Origin of the sequence: Bacillus sp. C28GYM-DRY-1, from assembly GCF_030519405.1 — a bacterium.
Classification (GTDB): Bacteria; Bacillota; Bacilli; order Bacillales; family Bacillaceae; genus Bacillus; species Bacillus spizizenii_A.
In genome coordinates, this window is sequence record NZ_JAUMKF010000013.1 from 76,806 (window position 1) to 99,734 (window position 22,929).

Sequence of the window (22,929 nt, forward strand, 5' to 3'; positions counted from 1 at the left end):
GAGATTAAAAACATATTCATGAAATTTATTTGATGGGCAGCAGGATTTCAGTCACATAATTGTCTAGGTGATTTGTAATCCCATAATCAATGAGTGTAATTTCGATTGAATCTCCCGCTATATCATAATGATGTTCGTTCATATATGCCAGTAACTCTCTGTAATATGGTTCGGCTTCTGAATGTGACCCTTTAAACCTGATTTGCAGATAGTCTCTTGAAGGAAAAATGATTTCGGATGAAGTTTCTTCATTTTCATCTTCAAGAATCATGAATATGCTGGAATATTTGTCGAACAGATTTGCTTTTACATTTGCTGCTGAAATAGATAAACCGATCTTGCCTATAAATATATCCTCGTTCACATTCAGATGAGTTCTTAATTTGGCTAATGAATGTTCGATATCATGGCCGAGAATATACTCATGCTGTAAATAAGCCACACGTAATGCGGGAAGTTTGATTTTTGTAATGTGCTGTAACGGCGTGTGGACGGCATCTTCTATTTGCATGATACGGCGGGAGATCTTTTTTTCTATGCGTTCCAATTCTCTCTTTTTACGATCAATTTCAGTTTGCTGGCTTTTCAGTAAGTGAAGCAGAGTGTTTGTATTTTGAGAATTATAAAAATCAAGAAGTTTATTGACGGGCAGGCCTAAAGCCCTCAAATACTTGATGGTATCTAACCGCTCAAACTGTTGGGTAGAATAATATCTATAGTTCGTTTGCTCGTCTTTATATTCCGGTTTCAAAAGGCCGATCTCATCATAATACCTAAGCGCAGAGATTTTTACATTGAATAGCTTTGAAACTTCTCCAATCGAAAAAAAATCCTTCATTTTAACAACCTTTCTGTTTATATGATTTTTACATAAACATTATATAGTATGGCCAGTCCTAAAGGAAAAGTTTGCAAGGATTAGAGGAAGGGGATAAGGCGTGAACAAATTGACGTTCCTGAGGATAAAAACCGTTTCTGAACAAACTGCATAAAGAAAAAGCCCCTTTTGAAAAGGAGCTTTTTCATTCCTCAAAATAAGGATTCACATGGATGAGCACTTCTTCAACATCTGAAAACTGTCTTTTGATTTCATTTCGGATATCGCGGGCAATATCGTGACCCTGTTTAATCGTCAAATCATGATCCAAAGATAGACGGACATCAAGCAATTTATAGTGGCCATGTTCTCGTGCGCGGATTCTATCGATTCGCTTTACTTGATCACATTGAAAAATAACAGCTTTATATTCTTCTATCAGCTCGGGAGCAACACTTTTCTCCATAAGAACATCAACAGATGGCCTGATTAATTCCATTGAAATCTTAAAAATAAGGTAAGCCACGATTGCACTGGCAATTGCATCGGCGTACAACAGATAGGACCATCCGCGTGTGTTTCCGATAATCGCCAATAGGACGCCGATAGAAGCGGCAAGAGAGGCAACGATATCGCCTTTATGATCGTATGCAATCGCTATAATCGCTTTGCTGTTCCATTTTTCCCCCTGCTTAATGGAATAGCGATATAGGATCTCCTTGGCCACGTACGAAATCAGAGCGGCAAACAATGCGCTGTATTGTGGAACGCTTGGCCCTTCAACAAAGGACAGAATCGCTTCTATTAGGATATAAACAGATACGATCATTAAGATAATTCCTACAATAGCCTCACTAATGACTTCAGCTTTTCCATGCCCAAAAGGATGGTCTTGATCAGGCGGTTTATTTGAAATGCCGATCACTGCCAAGACAGCAATCGAAGCAACGACATCCGCTGCGGAATGGATTCCGTCCGCAAAAACCGCTTCACTATCGCCTATCAGCCCAAAAAAGACCTTTCCTGCCATTAAGATCAGATTGGCTATCAATGCAATCAAAGCAACCTTTTTGCTTATTTGTTCTCTTTCACTTGCCATTTTTTCCTCCTGTAAAACTGCACAAAAAAATAGGAGTGCTTTTTTATTCGCTCCCCGTATCCTTTCTTGTGTAATCACTTTGCTTATCATACCAATTCCATTTCGAGTGGGTCTATAGCAACGTTGTTTCCTGTTTACTAATAAATAAGGTGAAAGAAAAAAAGTTGGAGCCGGGCTAAAAGAGCACACAGCAAACATAACAAACGGTGATGGCCCACCAATTAATATTCCACTTCAGTGAAATCCCCACTCCTTTTTCAAAACTGTTGACAATAGAACAGCCATAATTTATTATTATCTCATATTCAAGATAATTTAATTCAAGATAAATTAGTAACACCCAAGCGTAAACCTTCATGCCAATGTATTTTTTTATAAAGTGATATCTCGAATTCAAGATAAATAGTTTAGGTCATAAAAAGCTGGAAATTTTCACAGCTAGCCAAAGCGATCTGCAAGTAACTTCCTTCCCAGATTATCCAATCACGAAAGATGAACTAAATGAGATGTTTGAATGGGTTGCCTTGGCTCCATCGGCTTTTAACTTACAGCATACAAAATATGTGACGGTTCTAGACCGGATGTAAAAAGCCGATACAGGCCGCAAACGGTCAATATAACGTGTTAAGCTCATCTGCGGTTCTATTGGTATTAGGGGATAAGCAGGTTGGCCGTGTGGTTCAAGACACCGTTTCGTTTAATAAAAGGGAGAACTATTTAAGAGGGATGAGGCGATAAGGAACGCTTCACTTTCTGCAATGATGTTTATGCTGAGTGCTAAGGATGCTGAAACCGTGGAACAGATTTTGAATATAGATGATCAATTTGAGGTTGTCATGATAATTACACAGAGAGCAGAAGCCCGCGCGGCTACCGGAAATCTATAAATGTGTTTGTTGAATATCTCTAAATGAACATGTAAAGGAGCAGATAAAAATGGCAAAAAAAACGATGGGAATACATCATATTACAGCAATTGTCGGTCACCCTCAAGAGAACGCAGATTTTTACGCAGGAGTCCTGGGGCTTCGTTTGGTCAAGCAAACTGTCAATTTTGATGATCCTGATACGTATCATCTTTATTTTGGAAATGAAGGCGGGAAGCCGGGAACAATCATCACCTTCTTTCCGTGGGCGGGCGCCCGCCAAGGCATCATTGGAGACGGTCAAGTTGGCGTGACTTCTTATGTCGTGCCGAAGGGAGCTATGGCTTTTTGGGAAAAGAGACTTAAAAAGTTTAACGTTCCATACACCAAAATCGAGCGTTTTGGAGAACAATATGTAGAATTTGATGATCCGCACGGTCTGCATTTAGAAATCGTGGAAAGAGAAGAAGGAGAAGCCAATACGTGGACGTTTGGAGATATAACACCTGATGTTGCCATTAAAGGCTTTGGCGGTGCAACCCTGTTATCAGCACAGCCTGATAAAACCGCTGAGCTATTAGAAAATATCATGGGGCTGGAACAAGTCGGCAAGGAAGGAGACTTCGTTCGTTTTCGTTCTGCCGGTGATATCGGAAATGTGATTGACCTTCAAATCACGCCTATTGGACGCGGGCAAATGGGAGTCGGCACGGTGCATCACATCGCTTGGCGTGCTAACGATGACGAAGATCAATTAGATTGGCATAGATATATCGCTTCTCACGGATACGGTGTGACTCCTGTTCGCGATAGAAATTATTTTAATGCGATTTACTTCAGAGAACATGGGGAAATTCTATTTGAAATCGCAACTGATCCGCCGGGCTTTGCACATGATGAATCACCAGAAACAATGGGTGGAAAGTTAATGCTGCCTATTCAGTATGAACCACATCGAACACAAATTGAACAAGGGCTGCTGCCGTTTGAAGTGAGAGAGTTAGACTAATTGTAATCACGTATGAAGAGAAATAAAGAGACATATATTCAACAGGTAATTGCTGAAAGTTGCTGGCGGTAAATAACTAGACGTGCTGCCTTTCAGCGCAACATGTTATATCAAAAATAAGGAGAGATAAAAATGGAAGATGCAGGACTATTGCTTATTCGTATTCTGATTGGTGTGGTGTTTCTGTTTTATGGATCACAAAAATTATTCGGCTGGTTTGGCGGATATGGGATTAAAGGAACCGGACAATGGTTCGAGTCAATTGGGTTGAAACCAGGTAACGCCGCGGCCGCTTTAACAGGTCTTGGGGAATTAGTAAGCGGAATTTTATTTATTTTAGGTATATTCCTTCCGCTTGGAGCTGCTATCATCACGATCATTATGTTAGGTGCCATCGTAAAAGTCCATGGAGCGAAAGGATTTGCGAATGGCGCCGGCGGTTTTGAATATAACGTGGTGCTGATTGCAGTCTCCATCGGGGTTGCACTCATCGGTTCAGGGGCTTATGCTTTGCATTTTTAATACGAAAGTATGTTAGAACAGTTACTGGCAAGCGGTAACTGTTCTTTGTTTTCCATATTCGTGCAAGCTTGCAGGTAAAAACAAAAAGCGGATATCATTCATATAAATGTGTATAGTGAATAATACGTATCGATGAGCTTGGTCATGAAAGACAGACCAATTTGAAGGAGTAAATGGATGAAAGAGATGACAGAATTACAATCATTAAATGCTATAGAGAATTTTATTAAACAGCATCCATTCAGTTTTATCTATATATCAAGACCCGGCTGTACAGTATGTCATGCTGTTCTGCCGCAGCTCAGAATTTTATTGGATCAGTTTCCAAACATCACATTGGCGCATATCAATGCTGACGATGTAGAAGAGGTCGCCGGCCGATTTTCAGTCTTCACCGTTCCTGTGCTTCTTTTGTTTATCGATGGAACTGAGTTTCTGAGAGAAGCCCGGTTGTTCATTTTGAACAGCTTGAAGAAAGGCTGAAAAGGGTTTATCGGTTATATGAATAAAAGCCCGCTTTAAGGGGGTTTTTTTCATTAGAAAGGGAATAATGTCATGCCATTCCCCATGCTTGTTGTAAAAGTTGGACACCATGTGTGATTTCCTCCATATTGTGCGAGCGCATCAATCATTTCTCATGACGATATCCGCAATGATCTGTTTGATTGTTTCGATCATGATTATGATTAGGGAGTTCACGTAAGCTTTTATTTCCACAGCCTTTTATTTTGGTTTGCAGGAAATCTATTTCTCTTAACGAATGATAGAGAGTCAGAGGCTTAACCAGCTTATTTTTTTCATTTGTACGCAGTGATGTTCGGCATTGGCTGGACTTTTTTCATAGGGAGGAATACAGGATGACGTTAACCTTTGAAGATATGACTGTGGAAGAGTTCGAAGCATTTCGCGGGATGTCCGTGCAAAATTATGCGAAACAAAACATAAAATCGGGAACTTGGACAGAAAAAGAGGCAATTGAAAAATCGGAGCAGGCGTATGATAACATGATTCCGGATGGACGACACAGCAGCAACCATTATTTTTGGAACATTACAAATGAACAAGGAGAAAGGATGGGCTGGCTCTGGCTGTATGCTGATCCGTTTCATCCGCAAAAGGAAGCATTTATCTATTCCTTTGGATTGTATGAAGCCTTCCGCGGAAAAGGGCTTGCTCAATTGGCCCTTCAAACGCTGGATGAAAGAGCAAGAGAGCTTGGTGCGGAAAGACTTGCTCTTCATGTGTTTGCGCACAACGAGACAGCCGTCTATCTTTATCAGAAGATGGGATATGCCATGACCAACATACGTATGCGGAAACAGCTGTGCTGATCAAAGCCGCTTACTTAAGCGGCTCTCCGAACACAATATGCCAATGTAGATGTTTAGAGTCCTGGTAAGCTCCTAAGTTGGTGATTACACGGCATGCGCCTTTTTCTTCCGTCACCATGGAAGCGACCTTTTGAATGACACTCATTAATTCAAGAAGCAACTCATGGTCGTTCTCTTCCAGGGTGATCAATGAGGAAATATGTTTCTTAGGGACAGCCACAATATGGACTGGATAAAAAGGCTTTGTATGATAGTATGCCAATACGTTATCTGTCTCTATTACTTTATTCACTTTCGTTTTGCCGCTAAAAACCTCATCACAGTAAAAGTCTTCAGTCATATGATCCATCCTCACTTTTTTTGTTTCATTTAATAATCTTCTGCATTTCTTCATCACCTCCCTTCTTTTGTGGGATTTCCATTTGGGGGCCGCATGCCCATGGAGAGAAAAGGACAACAGCTGTTGGTCTTTTTTTTATGCAATGATTTGGAGCTGTTAAGGTTATATGGATCTTCTCACGTGTGAAGGCAAATCAAACGTAATAATCTGACTATTGTCAGTTTATTAGTTGAAATAATTAAGGAATGAACGATTTCCATAATCTTTTTATAGATTAACAGTTTACAGACTGACTATAGTCAGGTAAAGTGAGTGTGATGAAATTAAACAATGAACAGAAAAAGGAGAAGAAACCTGATGGAGGTACAAGTAGAAAAAACACATACTGTAAAAATGTGGTCCTTATCATTTGTTTTTGTCACGCTTTCAAATGCGTTTTTATTTATGGTGTTTGAAATGTTATTGCCGACATTGCCTTTGTTTGTTACTGCTATCGGAGGCGGGGCAAAGCAAGTCGGGTTGGTTACAGGTATTTTTATGATATCTGCCATTGCCATACGTCCTTTTGCAGGGGTTTTGGCTAAACGATTCAACAAAAAATATTTACTTATATTTGGAATTGTTATTAGTGCTTGTTCAACCGGTGCATATTACTTGGCGTCAGATGTGAGCGTCCTATTGCTCATTCGCTTAATACATGGTGCCGGTTTTGGGTTAGCAACTACTTATTTTGCCACGATTGCCGCGGAAATTATTCCGAAGGAGCGCCGAGGTGAGGGGATTGGATATTTTGGGGTAGGCGAAACGATTGCGGTTTCGGTTGGGCCTATGATTGGTATCATAGCGCTGGAGCTTTATGATTTTGAGAGGCTTTTTCTTGGCGGGATGTCCATTCTTTTACTGGCTGTGCTTATGGCTGTACTGGTGCGGAGGCGGCCTGAAGCGAGAGACACAGCTGAAAAGGGAAGGGTAAAGGTAAAGGTGTTAGAAAGACGTGTGCTGTTTCCTTCGTTTCTCATTTTATTAGTCGGCATTGCTGCATCTGGGATCATGTCCTTCTTTTCACTCTATGCGATCGAAAAGGGTTTCCGAAGTGTCGGAATGTTTTTCTTTCTGATTGCGGCAGCCAGTTTTTTGATACGTCTTATCTCCGGGAAAATATTTGACCGATTCGGAGCGGGAGCCATCCTTATCCCCGCCTCAATATTTTCAATAGCAGGCCTTTCAATAATATATATTGCCCAAACCAATGCAATGTTTTTTACTGCGGCGATATGTTACGGATTTGGATTCGGCTCAATATTCCCGGCTATCCAGACATGGTGTATCAATTTTGTAGAAGAGCATGAACATGAGGACGCTATGGGAACATTCTTTAATTTTTTTGATATGGGAATTGGAGGAGGCTCATTGTTATTAGGTGTGGTGGCAACGATCTATTCGTATCAGACGCTTTATATCGCTTCCGTTTTGGTGTACCTGCTGTTTCTTTTATTATATATTTTATTTATCTGTTCCAAGAGAAAACGGATGAAATAATGTGGGGAGGTCAGAACAGTGACCCGTGAGAATATAAAACGCACAGCTGTTCGCCAATTTAATGAACTTGGCTACGAGGGAGTCAAAATGGCGCATATTGCAAAAGAATTGGGAATTCGGAAACAATCTCTTTCCTACCATTTCTCGTCAAAAAAGGATCTGCTGATGGAAGTATACCCCGAGATTGTTGAAGAAGAAGTAGCGTTTATCAATGATTTTTTTGAATCCCGAAAGCATATGCCAGCCAAGAATCTTATATATAATTTTTTAAAAGAAACGCAGGTGCGCTTTCATGCTATGCCCAATGTAGCCTTTTTACAGGCGATGTCGTTTAAGGCTCCTGCTGAAGTAAGTGATTTTATTTCAGCCCAGTACTTGATGTTTCTTCATGCTTTGAAAAGCCAGGTTGCACTTGTGTTTAAGGAATCGGGCATCACCTATCCGCCCGAGAAGTGTGCGATAGCCTTCATCACTCTTTTTGACGGGTTGAACATTCAGCTGGTTTACGAGAATAAACAATCATTTGAGCGATCTTTAGAGATTTCCTTCGATATTTTTTGGCGAGGGCTGAAGGCGGAAACTTAAAAGATACCAAGGGCGAACCGCCTTTGGTATCCCTTACACGCTAATGATCCAGCTCTTTCATTCGTTTCGTAAGCTCATTGAAAGCCTGATCAAGCTCCTTGTACCCTTTATCATTCGGCGTCATAAAACTGAGCTTGCCCAGCACTTCTTGTCTTTCTGTTTCAAGTTTTAAACGAAGCTCCTCCCGGTCATTTCTTTCTGATGAAACGTCAACCAATTGCTTTTCGATGCCATTGTCCGAGATGACGAGTTTGCTGTTTGTTGTTTTTTCGAGAAAGTATCGGTCATGTGAAACCGCCAGCAATGTGCCGCTATAGTGTGACAGTGTTTCTTCCAGCTGTTCGCGTGATGGCAGGTCGAGATGGTTTGTCGGCTCATCTAAAATCAGCACGTCTTTCTCCTCCAGCATATATGCCATCAGCTTGACCTTTACACGTTCACCCATACTCATATGCTTGATTGGCTCAGTCCATTGGGAGGCTGTAAAACCTAAGTGCTTCATCAGATTTTGAACGTGCCCTCTTGCCTTGTATGTTTCTTTCTCAAATAACTCTTCCGGAGTTTGTTCTAAAGGTAAATCAAACACCTCCTGCGTTAAATAGCCGATATTTGCCGACGGCGACACCCACACACTTCCCTCAGCCGATTCCTGTCCCAGAATAATTTTCAGTAATGTTGTTTTTCCGCTGCCATTGGGGCCTATGATCGCAACCTTTTCGCCGTGCTGAATTGTAAAATGTGCGTTTTTAAACAGTGTTCTTTCGCCAAAGGCCTTCGTTACATGCTGAGCTTCTAAAAAGCGTTTACCTGTTTTTTTTGTTGTATCAATTGAAAAGCGGACAGTATATTCAGGCTCAACGGGTTCCGCCTTTGCTTTTTCCAGTTCTTGTTCAAGCCGCTTCCGCTTGGATTTAATCTGGGCATCCGTACGCTTCGCTTTTACGCGGTGATATTCTTTAAACCCTTCCTTTTTCGTCGATTGAGCGTGGGCTTTTTCCGACCAAGAAGCAAGCTCATTCATTTGTGCTTCAATCCGTTCAACCATTTTTTGCTGCTTTTCATACTCACGCTGCTGGGTGAGTCTTTTCTTCTCCCGGAACTTCATATACCCGGAGTAATTCCCTTTGAATTCGGTCAACGTTTGATCCTCAAGCGACCATATTTTTGTTGCAGCTTCGTCTAAAAAATAACGATCGTGAGAAACGAGTATCACAGTGCCTCTATAACGTTTCAGCTGTTGAATAAGAAATTTCAAGCTTTCTTCATCAAGGTGGTTTGTCGGTTCGTCTAATAGTAAAAGGTCTGCATCCTCTGATAGTCCTTTCGCCAGCCGTGCTTTCAGTTTTTCACCGCCGCTTAACTGTTGGAAATCCCGGATGGGCACACGCCATTTCTCCAGTAATTTCTTTTCGGCAAGCGTCTGATCCGCAAAGGAATACGACGCGGTTTCCTGTTCAACCAACGTCATTTTTAAATCCTGCCGAAGGATTTGTCCTTGTGCAGGAGCTAAGTCATTTTGTATGAGGTGCAGCAGCGTAGATTTCCCAGCGCCGTTTTTGCCGATAATCCCAATGATATCTCCCTGCTGAACACTGGCGTTTACGTTTTTAAAAACAGTCAGATCCTTCACTTCATAGCTGACATTTGTTAAAGTCACAATCTCTTTCATTCATATCCCTCGCTTTAAAGGGAGAATAAAAAAATCCTCCCAAATGTGTTGGAAGGATTAGCCGCGCATGTGCATGATCAAATAAGCTATTACTTATAAATAGCACTGTCGTATATATAGAAAATGGGCAGACTAATCCTATTTTTTCTGATTTGAAATATTGATTTCAAACAACGGTAAAAATAAGATTAGTTAATCATTGTCCACCCATCATCCCTTCTTGTTTTAATTACGCACACTATAGCATAACTTCAAATTCAAAAGCAAAGGGTATTTGTCATTATTTTCATTAAAAAAGCTCCTGCTCTCATTTTTGTGCAGGAGCTGCAAATCTTATTGATGCTTCGCTTTTCTCACTTTATAAATCACAATCAGCAAAATAAACCAAACCGGCGTGACAAATAAGGAAACACGAGTATCCTGAGCTAATGCCAGCACAACCAGGATAAACGCCAGGAACGCAAGAATCAGGTAATTTGTAAACGGATAAAGCGGAAGCTTAAACTTGTTTGTTTTCGCTAATTCAGGTCTTGTTTTACGGTATTTCATATGGCAGATGACCGTAATACCCCAAATATAGATAAAGCAGACGGTTGAAATGCTTGTGATCAGGGTGAATACGCCTTCTGGCATGATGTAGTTTAACGTTACACCAATTAAAATCACGATAGCTGAAAAGAACAACGCGTTTTTAGGTACCTTACGCGGAGTCAGTTTTGCCATTGATTCAGGCGCATTGTTATCTTTTGCCAGAGAATAGACCATACGGCTTGTACTAAATACAGCACTGTTGCATGCTGAAGCAGCGGAAGTCAACACAACAAAGTTGATAATGCTTGCTGCCCCGACGATGCCAACCGCGACAAACACCTGTACGAATGGGCTTTCGCTAGGGTTGATGACATCCCAAGGATAGATGCTCATAATCACAAGAAGAGCCCCAATATAGAAAAGCAGTATCCGGACAGGGATATTGTTAATCGCCTTAGGGATTACTTTTTCAGGGTTTTCTGTTTCACCGGCTGTCAGTCCGACCAGCTCAATGCCGACAAAGGCAAACACAACCATCTGGAACGATAGGATAAACCCGTGCATGCCATTCGGGAACATGCCTCCGTGGCTCCAGAGATTTGTGAAACTGGAGACCCCAGAGCTTGTGGAAAAACCTTTAAAGATCATCACAAGGCCAATAACGATCAGTGCCAAAATGGCAATGACTTTAATTAACGCAAACCAAAATTCTAATTCTCCAAAAAGCTTGACGGTTGCCAGGTTCATAATCAGTAATATAATCAGAGCGATTAAGCCGGGCACCCATTGCGGCACACCCGGGAGCCAATATTGAGTGTAGAGCCCGACGGCTGTCAGATCAGCCATTGCAATCGAAATCCAGCAGAACCAATAGGTCCAGCCGGTGATAAAGGCTGCCATATCGCCTAAATAGTCTTGTACAAAATCAACAAAAGAGTGATAGTTCAAATTCGATAAGAGCAGTTCACCCAGAGATCTCATAATTAAAAAGCAAATGATCCCTGTGATCATGTAAGCAAATAGAATCGACGGTCCAGCAAAATGAATCGATTTTCCGGAGCCGAGAAATAAGCCCGTTCCAATGGCCCCGCCGATGGCGATGAGCTGGATGTGCCTGTTTTTCAAGCCTCTCTCCAATTTTTGCTGCTTATTGTCTTTCGTCATGTCGTCTGTCACTTTGTGTGTTCCTCCATTGAAAAATTGTTTATTGAGTCAGCGATATATTTTTAATGAATATTATAACACTAAAATTTATATCTTTTTTACTATACAGAAAATATGAAAAGAAATTTTAATGTTTTGAACGATCCATCATAAAAAAAGCGGCACCTAAATTGAGCCGCTTTTTTTATCCCATTTCAGCTTTTTTCAGATACAGGTAGAGCCCATAATCTGTCGGAGCGGATGCGTATCCTGTCTGCCGCAGCATTGCTGTGATATTGCCGCGGTGGTATGTCCCGTGATTGACAACGTGGGGAACCAGCTCAGAAACAGTCGTTTTCATGATTTTGCCTGACGGGTTTTTAATCTGGAGGGGCTTATGGAGCTGTTCTTTTTGCTGTAAAAATGATGTATAACGCTCGGACAACGTCAGAAACAGGGCTTCCATTTCCTCCATCTCTTTTGCCTCTGTCTGTTCTTTGAGCTGTTCAGCTAGCGCCAAAGCATCGGCCATGCTTCGGCCGGAAAACACTTCAATCCAGCCCAGATCCGAAAGATAAACATGAGACAGCACATGGGATATCGACGGAAACACACTTTGAATCTCTTCGCGGTACACCTCTTTTGGGAGCTCTTTTAATCGGTTGAATATTTGCTGATTGGCCCAAACGTTATAATCGTGCAATGTTAATGAAAAATCTGACATGTTCATTTTCCCCTTTCATTTTGCTAATGTCTATTATACACGAACGAACGTTCTTATTAATTTGTTCGTAAATAAAATTTGTTGACAGATATAGTTTAGGGGAATAAACTATTTGACATTGATCATAAAGTTTAGAGGGGTAAACTATAATGAGGAGGGGAAGATGTTGAATGAACAAAAGCTATGTCAGGCGATAAACCTGTTTGTGGAAGTATTACTTGAAGGCACAGAGTTTGTGCATCATGAAATCAATCAGGATGTCTTCAAGAATATTTCAAGGGAACAGGCAGACTTGTTAAAAATTTTAAAAGTCAAGGGCCCAACCTCTCCCGGCAGCCTAGCCATGTATCAAAATGTACATAAAAGTGCGATTTCTAATAGACTGAGAAAGCTGCTTGATAAGGGATTGGTTGAATGGGATGACTGTCCTACGAAAAGTGATAAGCGCTCTAAGCTTATTAAGATCACAACCAGCGGTGAAACCATACTGGAAGAATTAGATTCAGCCATTTTTAACGCTCTCAAAGAGTTGATCGATGATATAGATGAGAAACACTTAAATTCTATCATAGAGATATTCACCATTCTAAAAAGCAAATTTAAAGGAGGAGATTCTGCAAAATGAGAGCAATCATCAAATTCAAGTGGGCCATTGCAGCGGTTATATTAGCACTTACCGTCGTTTTGAGTTTGTTTTCTCCGAACTTAACGGAGCTGGCCAATCAAAAGGGGCAGGCCCAGCTTCCTGCAAATGCTGTTTCAGAAAGAGCAAATGCCACTTTAAAACAAGCAGGAGAAGACAATAATTCGATCAGTATCGTCTTTACATTAGATCACGCTTTGAAGAAAGAAACAGAGGATCGGCTCCGGACAATGATCGATAAAGTCAAAAAGATCGACGGTGTAGAAGGAGTAACGTCTCCTCTAACAGCGGAAAAAGAAGTCAAAGACCAATTGATTTCAAAAGACAAGAAAACGGTTCTCATTCCTGTCACGATTACAGGTTCTGATAAAAAAGCGGAAAAAATCGCGGATGACATTTATAAAATCGTTCCTGATGATTTGACTGCATATATTACGGGAGCCTCTCTCATCAATCAGGATTTCGCCTACAGCTCAGAGGAAGGGCTCAAGAAAACGGAAGTGATCACAGTCTGCTTGATCATCGGTTTACTGCTGATCGTGTTCCGGTCTGTTGTGACGCCTTTTATCCCAATTGTGGTTGTGGGTTTCTCTTATCTGATCAGTCAATCTATACTGGGCGTCCTTGTGTACAATGTTGATTTTCCTATCTCGACGTTTACGCAAACCTTCTTAGTCGCCATCCTGTTCGGTATCGGTACAGATTACTGCATTCTGCTTCTGACCCGATTCCGTGAAGAATTAGCAAACGGGCATGACAAAAAAGAAGCGGCGCTTATCGCTTACCGTACAGGGGGAAAAACCTTATTTATCAGCGGATTTGCGGTATTGATCGGATTTTCCGCCTTAGGATTTGCGAAGTTTGCGATTTTTCAATCCGCAGTAGGGGTCGCAGTCGGTGTAGGGATCTTAATGATCATCCTCTATACACTGCTTCCATTATTTATGGTAACGCTGGGTGAAAAATTATTTTGGCCTTCTAAGAAAGTGCTGTCGCACAGTGACAACAAATTATGGGCGTTTCTCGGCAGGCATTCTGTTGTGCGTCCGTTTCTGTTTATTGCCATCACGGTAATGATCACGCTACCGTTCATTTTGACCTATGATGACCAGATTTCATTTGATTCGACTGCGGAAATCAGCAGTGATTATAAATCAGTAAAAGCTCTCGAAGCCATCAAGGATGGATTCGGTGAAGGGAAAGCGTTCCCGATCAATGTTGTCGTGAAAGGAGACAAAGATCTTACAACAGCTGATACAATCCCTTATCTCGGAAATATCAGCAAAGCGATCGAGAAAGTCGAACATGTTGACTCTGTCATGACCATCACGCAGCCGACTGGTGAAAAAATCAAAGATTTATATATTGATAAACAGCTAGGCTCGGTTTCAGACGGACTGGATAAGACGGTAAAAGGAATCGCTGATGTCCAAAGCGGTTTAACGGATATAGAAAACGGGCTGAATCAAATGGCGGGGCAAACCAGCTCAGCCTCAAATAGCAGGTTCGGCGGTTCGCTGGGCGATGCGGCAGAAGGATTGGGCAAAATCAATCAGCAGCTCCAGCTCGTGAGCAAACAGATTTCCCAAACCGGCAATACTGCACAGACTGTGCAGCAGCTTACGGCAATCAGCAGACAGCTTGGACAGATTCAAACCGGACTTGAACAAGCGAATCAGCAGCTCTCGGGCCAGCAGGCACAAGCCGGAACGCTGACAGAAAGCCTGCAGCAGCTTGCAGGGGGCGTGAAGAGTGCAAATGATGGCCTGACGAAAATCTCTGACGGCATGACAGCTTCCAGTGATATGTTAGAGAACATGAGCAAAAGCTCAACCGTAAGAGATACAGGCATATTCATTCCTGATCAAGTCATGAAGGATGAAGACTTTAAGAAGTCAATTGACCAATATTCCTTTGCAGACGGCAAAGGCGTACAATTAAGCGTCGTCCTGGACGCTAATCCTTATTCAGAACAAGCCATTACAACAATAAACCAAATCAAAAAAGCTGTAGCAAACGAAGTTGACGGCACTCCTCTCGAGGATGCACAGATCGTATACGGCGGGGTCACGAGTGTGAATGCAGACTTAAAAGAGCTGTCCACAACGGACTTCTCCAGAACAATGGTGATCATGATTATTGGGCTGTTTATCGTGTTAACGATTTTGTTCCGTTCAATGATCATGCCGATTTATATGATTGCGTCACTGCTGCTGACGTACTATACGTCGATATCCATAACAGAATTAATTTTTGTAAATGGCTTAGGAAACGCCGGCGTCAGCTGGGCAGTACCGTTCTTCAGCTTTGTCATCTTGATCGCGTTAGGCGTGGATTATTCGATCTTCCTGCTGGACCGATTTAAGGAAGAGGTGCACCTCGGCATTGCACAAGGTGTTGTCAGATCAATGAGCAAAATGGGATCCGTCATTATTACGGCGGCCATTATTTTGGCCGGAACGTTCGCGGCGATGATGCCTTCAGGCGTCAATACGCTGATGCAGGTGGCAAGTGTCATCATTATCGGGCTGCTGCTTTACGGCCTTGTCATTCTCCCGCTCTTCATTCCGGCAATCATCATGACTTTTGGCGAAGGCAACTGGTGGCCGTTTGGCAGGAAGAAAATCAAAGAATAACAGAGAGAAGAGTGATTGGACAAAAAGAGCCCAGAAAATAGGTCTGGGCTCTTTGTTTTATTTCCATTCTGCAATTGTATCAATCGGCAGACGGTAGGAAGCATAGCCTTCGTCTGCTGCTTTTCCAATAGAAAGAAGCATGACCGGTACATAACGTTCCTTATCTAAACCGAACGTTTCTGCGATGTTTTCTTTATCGTATCCGCCGATCGCGTTTGTATCATAGCCGTGCGCACGTGCAGTCAGCATCAGCTGCATGGAAACAAGACCTCCGTCAATCAGGATTGTTTCGCGGTTCACCTGTGCCGGAAGCTTTTCAAAATGAGCGGTCAGCGCGGCGATTTGTCTGTCTTTGACTTCCTGCGGCATGTAACCGAGTTCCACGGCTTTTGAATAGATTTCTTCTAGGTAATCTGCATTGTTCATATCTGCAAATACAGCGATGACGGCAGATGATGTTGTGACTTGCGTTTGGTTAAAGCTTGCAAGCGGTGCGAGCTTTTCTTTTCCTTCCGGGCTGTCAATGACGAGAAAACGCCATGGCTGCGCGTTGACAGAAGATGGAGCAGTTGTTGCTTCTTCTAAAATTTCTCTCATTTCTTCTTTGCTGATTTTCACTGTCGGATCATAGTTGCGAATAGAACGGCGGCCTTTCATAATCTCCATAAAATCGTTTGTTTTGATCATGTTGATACACTCCTCTTATGCTTCAATATTGTCTATGTTGTTCCGCATGCGCGCCAGCACATCAATGAGCAGGCGGCGCTCGTCTGCACTTACATTTGCAAGCATTTCCTTCATGAAACGCTCCTTTTCTTTCTTTGAAGATTCAATTCGCTCTCTTCCCTGGCCTGTTAACCGGACAAGGGTGATGCGGTTGTCTTCAGGCTTACGCCGCCTTGAGACCATGCCTTTGGCTTCCAGCTGTTTCAGGTGTCTAGTGACGGCTGCGCTATCAATATTTACTTTCTTTTGAAGGTCGCTTTGACTAATCTCATCTGCATGATAAAGCAATGTCAGCAATTCCAAACGAGATTGGCTGATGCCCGTGCATGCCTCGAACTTCATGCCAATCACCTTGTTCACGCCTTGCAGCTGATATAAAATCTCGGCTTCCTCTGAACAAAATGACGCCAAAACCCATCCCTTCCTTCTTGTTAAAACTATTAGTTGATATATCAATGATTGACACATCAACTAATATACAACGATGGATTTCATCTTGCAAGCCATTTGCATATTTGAAAACCCTCCCAGCGTTAACTGGAAGGTTGTTAGTCATCCTTGCGGCTCCGGATAGTACATCAGCAGAAAAAAACTGGCCGTTTCTTCAGATGAATTAATGTAGTTGTCCCTGTAAACTGCAAGGCGTCTCCAGAGGCGAGTGCACACCTGACCGTTATTCTGATTCCCTTTTTGTTGCACTTTGCCGGAGCCTGTGCTCAAGTGGCTTTCCTATGTGCCGGTGTGTATATTGACAGCGCTTGTCGTAAAGGATTGTATGATTCAGTCTAATAGTACTGTGCAATTGAATTGGCCTGCAGCCGTCATCTTGATCCCGACTCTCTTGATTGCGATGAAACCAAAAAGCTTGTCCATTACTGTGATCAGCGGTGTACTTCTTATGGCGGGTTTGCGATTATGGGCATAAAACAAGATCGGCACATACTTGATCAGGGCAGAAGACCCTGATTTTTTTGTATCTTTCGTTCAAGCTTTAAAGCTGCTTTCACAGGCTGAGAGTTATGATACAATATACAAATGTTTCACAGCTTCAATCCATCGTTGGAGTTGACATCGATTTGACATAAGAGACTAGGTTGAAGGGAAGGTTTGATAACATGCTGCATAATCCAACTGGAAAAGAACGCTTGGCATTGGCTTTTCTGCTCGGCATGCTGGCTATATTGGGCCCGCTTAATATAGATATGTATTTGCCAAGTTTTCCTGAAATAGCGAATGATTTATCTGCAAGTGCGTCACTTGTACAGTTAAGTTTAACAGCCTGTCTGGTCGGGCTTACGATAGGCCAGCTGATTGTAGGGCCGGTCAGTGACGCGCAGGGAAGACGGAAACCGCTATTAATCTGTATTTTTTTATTTGCGTTATCTTCTCTGTTTTGTGCGCTTTCGCCCAATATTACAACATTAGTGGGTGCGCGTTTTTTACAGGGATTAACCGCTTCCGCAGGGCTTGTGCTGTCTCGCGCAATCGTCCGCGATGTATTTACTGGAAGAGAGCTTTCTAAATTTTTCTCACTGTTAATGGTCATTACAGCTGTTGCGCCAATGGTTGCGCCAATGACAGGCGGTGCTATTTTGCTATTGCCATTTGCAACGTGGCATACAATTTTTCACGTATTAACGATCATCGGATTTTTACTGGTTCTTTTGATTGCTTTACGTTTAAAAGAGACACTGCCGCCGGAAAAACGGATTCCAAGTTCAATCGGAACATCTGTTAAAACGATGGGCAGCCTGCTGAAGGATCGATCCTTTATGGGGTATGCGTTAACGGTCGGGTTTATTCACGGGGGAAGCTTTGCCTATGTGTCCGGTACGCCTTTTGTATACCAGGATATCTATGGAGTGTCGCCGCAGGTGTTTAGTATTCTTTTCGGCATTAACGGCCTGGCGATTATATCGGGCAGCTTTATAATCGGGCGCTTTGGCGGAATCATTCATGAGAAGAGCCTGCTTCGCATCGCAGTCATTACAGCCATGATAGCGACCGCTGTGCTTTTGACCATGACCATGATTCACGGCCCTCTCACTACATTAGTCATATCCATTTTCATTTACATGATTACGATCGGGATGGTTCTGACCAGCACGTTTACGCTTGCCATGGAGAGGCAGGGGCACCGTGCCGGAAGTGCAAGTGCGCTGCTCGGCATGCTCCCGCTGCTCCTCGGTTCGATCGTGTCGCCGCTTGTAGGCATTAACGAGACGACAGCCATTCCGATGGGAGCGATCATGTTTGTGACAGCGGTCATGGGCGCACTGGCGTTTTTTGGATTAACGAAAGAACGAGCGAAGCAAAACTGATAAAAAGAACCTGACATGACGTCAGGTTCTTTGTTTTTATTTAGAATAACAACAGCAGGCCCGCAATCGCAGGAGTCAAGAAAATGGCCGATTTTAAGACCACCTTTGGCATGAGGTTGGTGAACTTCGCGCCAATATAGGCACCGCACATAGTGCCGACCAAAACTTTGATCAGCAATACATAATCGACAAATCCTTCTGTGATATATCCGATGCCTCCGCCTACAGCGAGAGGGATGATCACAAGCATTGTCGTTCCGACAGAATGGCGGATGGACAGGTTCAGCATAATCATTAAACCGATTTGAATAAAAGGGGCCGAACCGATGCCGAATGTGCCGGAAAGAACACCGGCTGCAATTCCTAAGATAACCGCTCTCGTATACATTGAAAGAGAGCTTTGATTTACTTGTGCCTTCTCTTTTAAAAGAAACAATCTGATTAAAATGAGAATCGCAGATAAAAATAACATCCCAGCCGTCAAGTAATGAAGCAAATCGGCCGGAATGAAAGCTGTCAGCTTGGCGCCGAAAAATGAGCCAACCGCAGCAAAGCATCCGACTGTCAATCCGATTTTCAGTTGAATGTTGCCCTCGCGATAGTGGCTGTACGCACCTGATAAACTGGTGAAAGCCATTCCGGCGAGGGAAGTACCTAAAGCCGTATGAATCGGAACATGGAATAGAAGAGTTAAAAGGGCAATGACAAAGCCAGCTCCTCCGGCACCAATAAAGCCTAAAATAATACCGAGAAGAAACATAACAAAAATGATAAGCATATTTTTTTCCTCCATTGAAGATCTAAAAAAAGTAATAGTGCGCTATTCTGGCGGAGGTATAGTGCCCTGCTGCCGATGAAAAACATGCGGTTTTTCATCGGCAGTAGTCCGTCGACCGTCGTTCAGCAAACTTATCGTACCTCAGATTCTGAGATCTGACAAGGCAGTTTGTTGCTTCCCACTACCATCTGTTATATGATTTTGATGAAGAAAAGCCTATTCAAAAGAGGTATTATATATGGACGATTTTAAATTACACAAACCGACTCCTTACTACCTGCAATTTTATAACCAGCTGAAAAAAATGATCTTCAACGGGACTTTTAAGCCGGGGGAACGGATAAACGAAACACAGCTGGCGAAAAGCTTTGGCGTCAGCCGCTCTCCGATAAGGGAAGCCATGCGACTGCTTGAGAAAGACGGTTTGTTAAAAGCGGATGACCGCAATGGATTTTCCATCACATCGTTAACGGCAAAAGATGTAGATGAGATTTATAGAATCAGAATTCCGCTGGAACAGCTGGCAGTCGAGTTAGTCATAGACGAAGCGAATGAGGAAGAGCTGGCCATGCTTGAAAAACAGCTTGAAGTAACAGAAAAAGCCATTCACGACGGCACGGAAGATACACACATTATCCATTTAAACCAAAAATTTCATGAGCTGCTTGTTGATTTCAGCCATAACAGACATTTGAAAAATTTGCTTGAACATGTAAATGATTTAATTCACTTTTGCAGAATCCTTAATTATACTGGCGACCATCGTGCAGAAACAATACTGAGTGAGCACCGCAAGATATTGGAAGAAGTGAAAAAGAAAAACAAAGAAGCGGCCAAACAGTATGTGATGGCTCATTTCAATCATGACTGTGAGCATTTGAAGCATGTGCTTGAACAAGGAAAAGAGAATTGATCAGCGTGATCCGGTACCAAGGGGAGTTGTCCTTGGTATTTTTTTTGTATTCACAAACATATAAATGGGCTCCCATTAATAACATTTTATGATGGAATTATTAACAATAATGGGGGTTAAACATGTTTATCCATATCGTCCGGCATGGTGATTCTTTGTTTTCCATAGGCAGAAGTTACGGTGCTTCTGTTGATCAAATCCGGGGTGTGAATGGGTTAGACGAAACGAATATCGTGCCTGGGCAGGCTCTTCTGATCCCTCTATATGTGTATACAGTCCAGCCGGGAGACACCCTGACCGCGATTGCGGCAAAATCGTTTGTTCCCTTAGAGCGACTGCGGGCCGCAAACCCTGGCATCAGTCCAACTACATTACAAGCTGGAGCGAAAATAACAATTCCTTCTATCTCAAATTACATTGCGGGAACATTAAGTTTTTACGTGCTCCGAAACCCTGACCTCGATCGGGAATTAATCAATGATTATGCACCATACTCGTCTTCAATTTCAATTTTCGAATACCACATTGCACCTAACGGCGACATTGCAAACCAATTGAATGATGCGGCCGCTATTGAGACAACATGGCAAAGGCGAGTGACGCCGCTTGCCACCATAACAAACCTTACATCAGAAGGCTTCAGTACAGAACTCGTTCACCAAGTCTTGAACAATCCGACAGCAAGGACCAATCTGGTCAACAATATTTATTACTTAGTCTCCACAAGGGGATATGGCGGTGTCACAATCGATTTTGAACAGGTGAGCGCAGCAGATCGAGATCTTTTCACTGGGTTTTTACGTCAGCTGAGAGATCGTCTTCAGGCGGGAGGATATGTGCTGACGATAGCTGTTCCGGCAAAAACAAGCGATAATATCCCATGGCTGAGAGGCTACGATTACGGAGGAATAGGTGCGGTTGTCAATTATATGTTTATCATGGCTTATGATTGGCATCATGCCGGAAGCGAGCCAGGCCCTGTAGCACCGATTACTGAGATCAGGAGAACCATCGAGTTTGCGATTGCGCAGGTGCCGAGCAGAAAAATCATTATCGGAGTTCCGCTCTACGGGTACGACTGGATCATCCCGTACCAGCCGGGCACAGTTGCTTCAGCTATTTCAAACCAAAACGCAATCAAAACAGCGATGAGGTACCAAACCCCGATACAATATTCAGACGAATATCAATCACCGTTTTTTCGGTACAGTGATCAGCAGGGACGAACGCATGAAGTATGGTTTGAAGATGTCAGGAGCATGAGCCGGAAGATGCAGATCGTCCGCGAATACAGGTTGCAGGCTATAGGCGCTTGGCAGTTAACCTTGGGCTTCACGCCAGGCCCATGGCTTCTGCGGAAATTTTTTACGATCAGAAAGGTTTAAAAAAAGGCACCAGAGCTCGGTGTCGTTTTTTTGATTCATTCCAGAGGAGCAGAATAGTTCAATCATTTGTCCCTTGCGTGGGATTATGTCTCCATTTTACGATTAGTAGTAGTCTGATCAACAAAGATTCAGAATACGATTTGAGAGGGAGTTGTCTAAATGAAGACAGTATTGATTTTAAATTTTCCTGCGGAAGGCCATGTGAATCCTACATTAGGCATTACGAAAGCCTTTGCCGATAGAGGATATGATGTACATTATATCTCCACTGAGAAGTATAAAGAAAGATTGGAAGCAGTAGGAGCGACTGTCCACCTTCATCAGGATTTACTGAGAACTACACCTATTAATATTGCTTCGCCAAATGGTATTCTTGATTTCCTGAAAATACATATCAAAACCTCCTTGGACATCCTATATATCGTAAAAGAGTTGTCGAAAAGCATCCAGTTTGACTTTGTCTATTATGATAAATTTGGTGCGGGGGAATTGGTAAGTGATTACTTAGATATCCCAGGGATTGCTTCATCAGCGTCCTTCCTTTTTGGCGAAGAGCAACTGAAAATTCTGCCCCTGCATCCTGAGTATGGAGCGCCGATTGAATTAGATCAAGAGTGCGAAGACCTCTTGGCAAAAATGAAAGAAACGTACGGTGTTGCCCCGAAAAATCTGGTACAATTCATGAACAATAAAGGGGAATTGAATGTAGTGTATACAAGCCGTTATTTTCAGCCTGAAAGCGATCGTTTCGGGGATGATTGTCTGTTTATCGGTCCTAGCTTTCCAAAGAGAGCGGAAAAATCAGATTTCCCGATTGAACAGTTAAAAGATGAAAAGGTTATTTATATTTCAATGGGGACTGTTCTGGACAATACGGAGGAATTCTTCAACCTTTGTATAGATGCATTTTCTGGCTTTAATGGAAAAGTCGTTATCGCTACCGGAGAAAAAGCGAACCTGACCAAATTAAAGCAGGCGCCGGAAAACTTTATCATTGCCCCGTATGTCCCTCAGCTGGAGGTGCTGGAGCATGCTGATGTGTTCATTACACACGGCGGAATGAACAGCGTAAATGAAGGCATCCATTTCAATGTGCCTCTGGTTGTAATGCCTCATGACAAGGATCAGCCGATGGTGGCGCAGCGTCTTTCTGAACTCCATGCAGGCTATGTCATCTCTAAAGATGAAGTTGATGTACAAAAATTAAAACAGGGCGTAGATGAGGTTTTGCATCACGATCAATATAAGGAAGGCATCAAAAAAATCAATCAAAGCTTTCAAGAGTCTATGAATATGGACGAAGTGATGGAGAGGATTGATGAATTGATTCGTCAACAAAACAAATGAGCAAA

Annotated in this window: 20 protein-coding genes and 4 pseudogenes; 15 read left to right on the forward strand and 9 right to left on the reverse strand. The window is 42.6% G+C overall.

Translation table 11 applies throughout. From position 1 onward, the window contains the following. Positions 1–25: 25 nt before the first annotated feature. Together Q3W56_RS13795 and mneP are read right to left on the reverse strand one after the other, a co-directional pair. Positions 26–838: a MerR family transcriptional regulator gene (locus tag Q3W56_RS13795; RefSeq protein ID WP_302895885.1), complete on the reverse strand. Its 813-nt coding sequence runs from the start codon at positions 836–838 to the stop codon at positions 26–28. Positions 839–1,022: 184 nt separating this feature from the next. Further along, a complete protein-coding gene (gene mneP / locus Q3W56_RS13800; RefSeq protein WP_302895886.1) occupies positions 1,023–1,916 on the reverse strand; it encodes a manganese transporter MneP in 894 nt (297 codons plus the stop codon). A gap of 445 nt (positions 1,917–2,361) precedes the next feature. On the opposite strand from mneP, the pseudogene Q3W56_RS13805 reads away from it, so the two are divergent. From Q3W56_RS13805 to Q3W56_RS13830, 6 genes and pseudogenes are all read left to right on the forward strand, one after another. Continuing rightward, a pseudogene (locus tag Q3W56_RS13805) lies at positions 2,362–2,826 on the forward strand (nitroreductase family protein); the annotation flags it as partial. Between the two features lie 26 nt (positions 2,827–2,852). Continuing rightward, positions 2,853–3,791, forward strand: a complete 939-nt coding sequence (locus Q3W56_RS13810) for a ring-cleaving dioxygenase (protein WP_302895887.1) — start codon at positions 2,853–2,855, stop codon at positions 3,789–3,791. A 132-nt stretch (positions 3,792–3,923) separates the two neighbouring features. Further along, positions 3,924–4,313 carry a DoxX family protein gene (locus tag Q3W56_RS13815; RefSeq protein ID WP_302895888.1) on the forward strand — a complete coding sequence of 130 codons (390 nt, stop codon included), beginning with the start codon at positions 3,924–3,926 and terminating at the stop codon, positions 4,311–4,313. A 177-nt stretch (positions 4,314–4,490) separates the two neighbouring features. Beyond that, a pseudogene (locus Q3W56_RS13820) lies at positions 4,491–4,822 on the forward strand (thioredoxin family protein). 98 nt (positions 4,823–4,920) lie between these two features. Then, positions 4,921–5,016 (forward strand): annotated as a pseudogene (locus Q3W56_RS13825) (DoxX family protein); the annotation flags it as partial. Positions 5,017–5,170: 154 nt separating this feature from the next. Then, positions 5,171–5,644 (forward strand): GNAT family N-acetyltransferase, encoded by a 474-nt coding sequence (locus Q3W56_RS13830; RefSeq protein WP_302895889.1) that lies wholly within the window; start codon positions 5,171–5,173, stop codon positions 5,642–5,644. 10 nt (positions 5,645–5,654) lie between these two features. Here Q3W56_RS13830 and Q3W56_RS13835 read toward each other — a convergent pair whose 3' ends face one another. Then, a complete protein-coding gene (locus Q3W56_RS13835) occupies positions 5,655–6,038 on the reverse strand; it encodes an HIT domain-containing protein (protein WP_268399290.1) in 384 nt (127 codons plus the stop codon). Between the two features lie 303 nt (positions 6,039–6,341). Between Q3W56_RS13835 and Q3W56_RS13840 the strand changes: the two genes are divergently transcribed. Beyond that, complete coding sequence (locus Q3W56_RS13840; RefSeq protein ID WP_302895890.1) at positions 6,342–7,523, forward strand: MFS transporter; 1,182 nt, start codon at positions 6,342–6,344, stop codon at positions 7,521–7,523. A gap of 18 nt (positions 7,524–7,541) precedes the next feature. Continuing rightward, complete coding sequence (locus tag Q3W56_RS13845) at positions 7,542–8,108, forward strand: TetR/AcrR family transcriptional regulator (protein ID WP_302895891.1); 567 nt, start codon at positions 7,542–7,544, stop codon at positions 8,106–8,108. 40 nt (positions 8,109–8,148) lie between these two features. On the opposite strand, the gene vmlR is transcribed toward Q3W56_RS13845, so the two are convergent. The 3 genes from vmlR to dinB form a co-directional block, all read right to left on the reverse strand. Then, a complete protein-coding gene (vmlR, locus tag Q3W56_RS13850) occupies positions 8,149–9,777 on the reverse strand; it encodes an ABC-F type ribosomal protection protein VmlR (protein WP_302895892.1) in 1,629 nt (542 codons plus the stop codon). Positions 9,778–10,110: 333 nt separating this feature from the next. Continuing rightward, positions 10,111–11,484: an amino acid permease gene (locus Q3W56_RS13855; RefSeq protein WP_302895893.1), complete on the reverse strand. Its 1,374-nt coding sequence runs from the start codon at positions 11,482–11,484 to the stop codon at positions 10,111–10,113. A gap of 172 nt (positions 11,485–11,656) precedes the next feature. After that, on the reverse strand, positions 11,657–12,175 hold the full coding sequence (gene dinB, locus Q3W56_RS13860; RefSeq protein WP_302895894.1) for a damage-inducible protein DinB: 519 nt from the start codon (positions 12,173–12,175) through the stop codon (positions 11,657–11,659). Between the two features lie 166 nt (positions 12,176–12,341). Here dinB and Q3W56_RS13865 point away from each other — a divergent pair, with 166 nt between their 5' ends. Continuing rightward, positions 12,342–12,800, forward strand: coding sequence for a MarR family transcriptional regulator (locus tag Q3W56_RS13865; RefSeq protein ID WP_302895895.1), 459 nt, complete (start codon positions 12,342–12,344; stop codon positions 12,798–12,800). Then, complete coding sequence (locus Q3W56_RS13870; RefSeq protein WP_302895896.1) at positions 12,797–15,454, forward strand: MMPL family transporter; 2,658 nt, start codon at positions 12,797–12,799, stop codon at positions 15,452–15,454. Before Q3W56_RS13865 ends, Q3W56_RS13870 begins: the two co-directional genes overlap by 4 nt. Positions 15,455–15,511: 57 nt before the next feature. Here the strand turns inward: Q3W56_RS13870 and Q3W56_RS13875 are convergent, their stop codons facing one another. After that, the gene (locus Q3W56_RS13875; RefSeq protein ID WP_019713447.1) at positions 15,512–16,141 is read right to left on the reverse strand and encodes a nitroreductase family protein; all 630 of its coding nucleotides are present in this window, start codon (positions 16,139–16,141) and stop codon (positions 15,512–15,514) included. Positions 16,142–16,156: 15 nt separating this feature from the next. Further along, positions 16,157–16,651: a MarR family transcriptional regulator gene (locus Q3W56_RS13880; protein WP_080010243.1), complete on the reverse strand. Its 495-nt coding sequence runs from the start codon at positions 16,649–16,651 to the stop codon at positions 16,157–16,159. Between the two features lie 226 nt (positions 16,652–16,877). Between Q3W56_RS13880 and Q3W56_RS13885 the strand changes: the two are divergent. Both Q3W56_RS13885 and Q3W56_RS13890 read left to right on the forward strand, forming a co-directional pair. Next, positions 16,878–17,105, forward strand: a pseudogene (locus tag Q3W56_RS13885) (AzlD domain-containing protein); the annotation flags it as partial. A 190-nt stretch (positions 17,106–17,295) separates the two neighbouring features. Beyond that, positions 17,296–18,501, forward strand: coding sequence for a Bcr/CflA family efflux MFS transporter (locus tag Q3W56_RS13890; protein WP_302895897.1), 1,206 nt, complete (start codon positions 17,296–17,298; stop codon positions 18,499–18,501). Positions 18,502–18,541: 40 nt separating this feature from the next. Here the strand turns inward: Q3W56_RS13890 and Q3W56_RS13895 are convergent, their stop codons facing one another. Beyond that, positions 18,542–19,279 carry a sulfite exporter TauE/SafE family protein gene (locus Q3W56_RS13895; protein ID WP_302895898.1) on the reverse strand — a complete coding sequence of 246 codons (738 nt, stop codon included), beginning with the start codon at positions 19,277–19,279 and terminating at the stop codon, positions 18,542–18,544. A 238-nt stretch (positions 19,280–19,517) separates the two neighbouring features. Here Q3W56_RS13895 and Q3W56_RS13900 point away from each other — a divergent pair, with 238 nt between their 5' ends. The 3 genes from Q3W56_RS13900 to Q3W56_RS13910 all read left to right on the forward strand — a co-directional run bounded on the left by Q3W56_RS13900 (position 19,518) and on the right by Q3W56_RS13910 (position 22,924). Next, on the forward strand, positions 19,518–20,192 hold the full coding sequence (locus Q3W56_RS13900; protein WP_302895899.1) for a GntR family transcriptional regulator: 675 nt from the start codon (positions 19,518–19,520) through the stop codon (positions 20,190–20,192). A gap of 122 nt (positions 20,193–20,314) precedes the next feature. Then, complete coding sequence (locus tag Q3W56_RS13905) at positions 20,315–21,577, forward strand: glycoside hydrolase family 18 protein (RefSeq protein WP_302895900.1); 1,263 nt, start codon at positions 20,315–20,317, stop codon at positions 21,575–21,577. Positions 21,578–21,736: 159 nt separating this feature from the next. Further along, entirely contained in the window at positions 21,737–22,924 is a 1,188-nt protein-coding gene (locus Q3W56_RS13910; RefSeq protein WP_302895901.1) for a macrolide family glycosyltransferase, read from the forward strand. Positions 22,925–22,929 lie beyond the last annotated feature (5 nt).

Bases quoted from the DNA above. Each gene is read 5' to 3' on its own strand.
- dinB (WP_302895894.1), bottom strand. From the start codon at position 12,175: ATGTCAGATTTTTCATTAACATTGCACGATTATAACGTTTGGGCCAAT.
- Q3W56_RS13890 (WP_302895897.1), top strand. From the start codon at position 17,296: ATGCTGCATAATCCAACTGGAAAAGAACGCTTGGCATTGGCTTTTCTG.
- Q3W56_RS13905 (WP_302895900.1), top strand. From the start codon at position 20,315: ATGTTTATCCATATCGTCCGGCATGGTGATTCTTTGTTTTCCATAGGC.
- Q3W56_RS13835 (WP_268399290.1), bottom strand. From the start codon at position 6,038: ATGAAGAAATGCAGAAGATTATTAAATGAAACAAAAAAAGTGAGGATG.
- Q3W56_RS13830 (WP_302895889.1), top strand. From the start codon at position 5,171: ATGACGTTAACCTTTGAAGATATGACTGTGGAAGAGTTCGAAGCATTT.
- Q3W56_RS13870 (WP_302895896.1), top strand. From the start codon at position 12,797: ATGAGAGCAATCATCAAATTCAAGTGGGCCATTGCAGCGGTTATATTA.
- Q3W56_RS13795 (WP_302895885.1), bottom strand. From the start codon at position 838: ATGAAGGATTTTTTTTCGATTGGAGAAGTTTCAAAGCTATTCAATGTA.
- Q3W56_RS13895 (WP_302895898.1), bottom strand. From the start codon at position 19,279: ATGCTTATCATTTTTGTTATGTTTCTTCTCGGTATTATTTTAGGCTTT.
- Q3W56_RS13875 (WP_019713447.1), bottom strand. From the start codon at position 16,141: ATGATCAAAACAAACGATTTTATGGAGATTATGAAAGGCCGCCGTTCT.
- Q3W56_RS13815 (WP_302895888.1), top strand. From the start codon at position 3,924: ATGGAAGATGCAGGACTATTGCTTATTCGTATTCTGATTGGTGTGGTG.
- vmlR (WP_302895892.1), bottom strand. From the start codon at position 9,777: ATGAAAGAGATTGTGACTTTAACAAATGTCAGCTATGAAGTGAAGGAT.
- Q3W56_RS13910 (WP_302895901.1), top strand. From the start codon at position 21,737: ATGAAGACAGTATTGATTTTAAATTTTCCTGCGGAAGGCCATGTGAAT.
- mneP (WP_302895886.1), bottom strand. From the start codon at position 1,916: ATGGCAAGTGAAAGAGAACAAATAAGCAAAAAGGTTGCTTTGATTGCA.
- Q3W56_RS13810 (WP_302895887.1), top strand. From the start codon at position 2,853: ATGGCAAAAAAAACGATGGGAATACATCATATTACAGCAATTGTCGGT.
- Q3W56_RS13840 (WP_302895890.1), top strand. From the start codon at position 6,342: ATGGAGGTACAAGTAGAAAAAACACATACTGTAAAAATGTGGTCCTTA.
- Q3W56_RS13900 (WP_302895899.1), top strand. From the start codon at position 19,518: ATGGACGATTTTAAATTACACAAACCGACTCCTTACTACCTGCAATTT.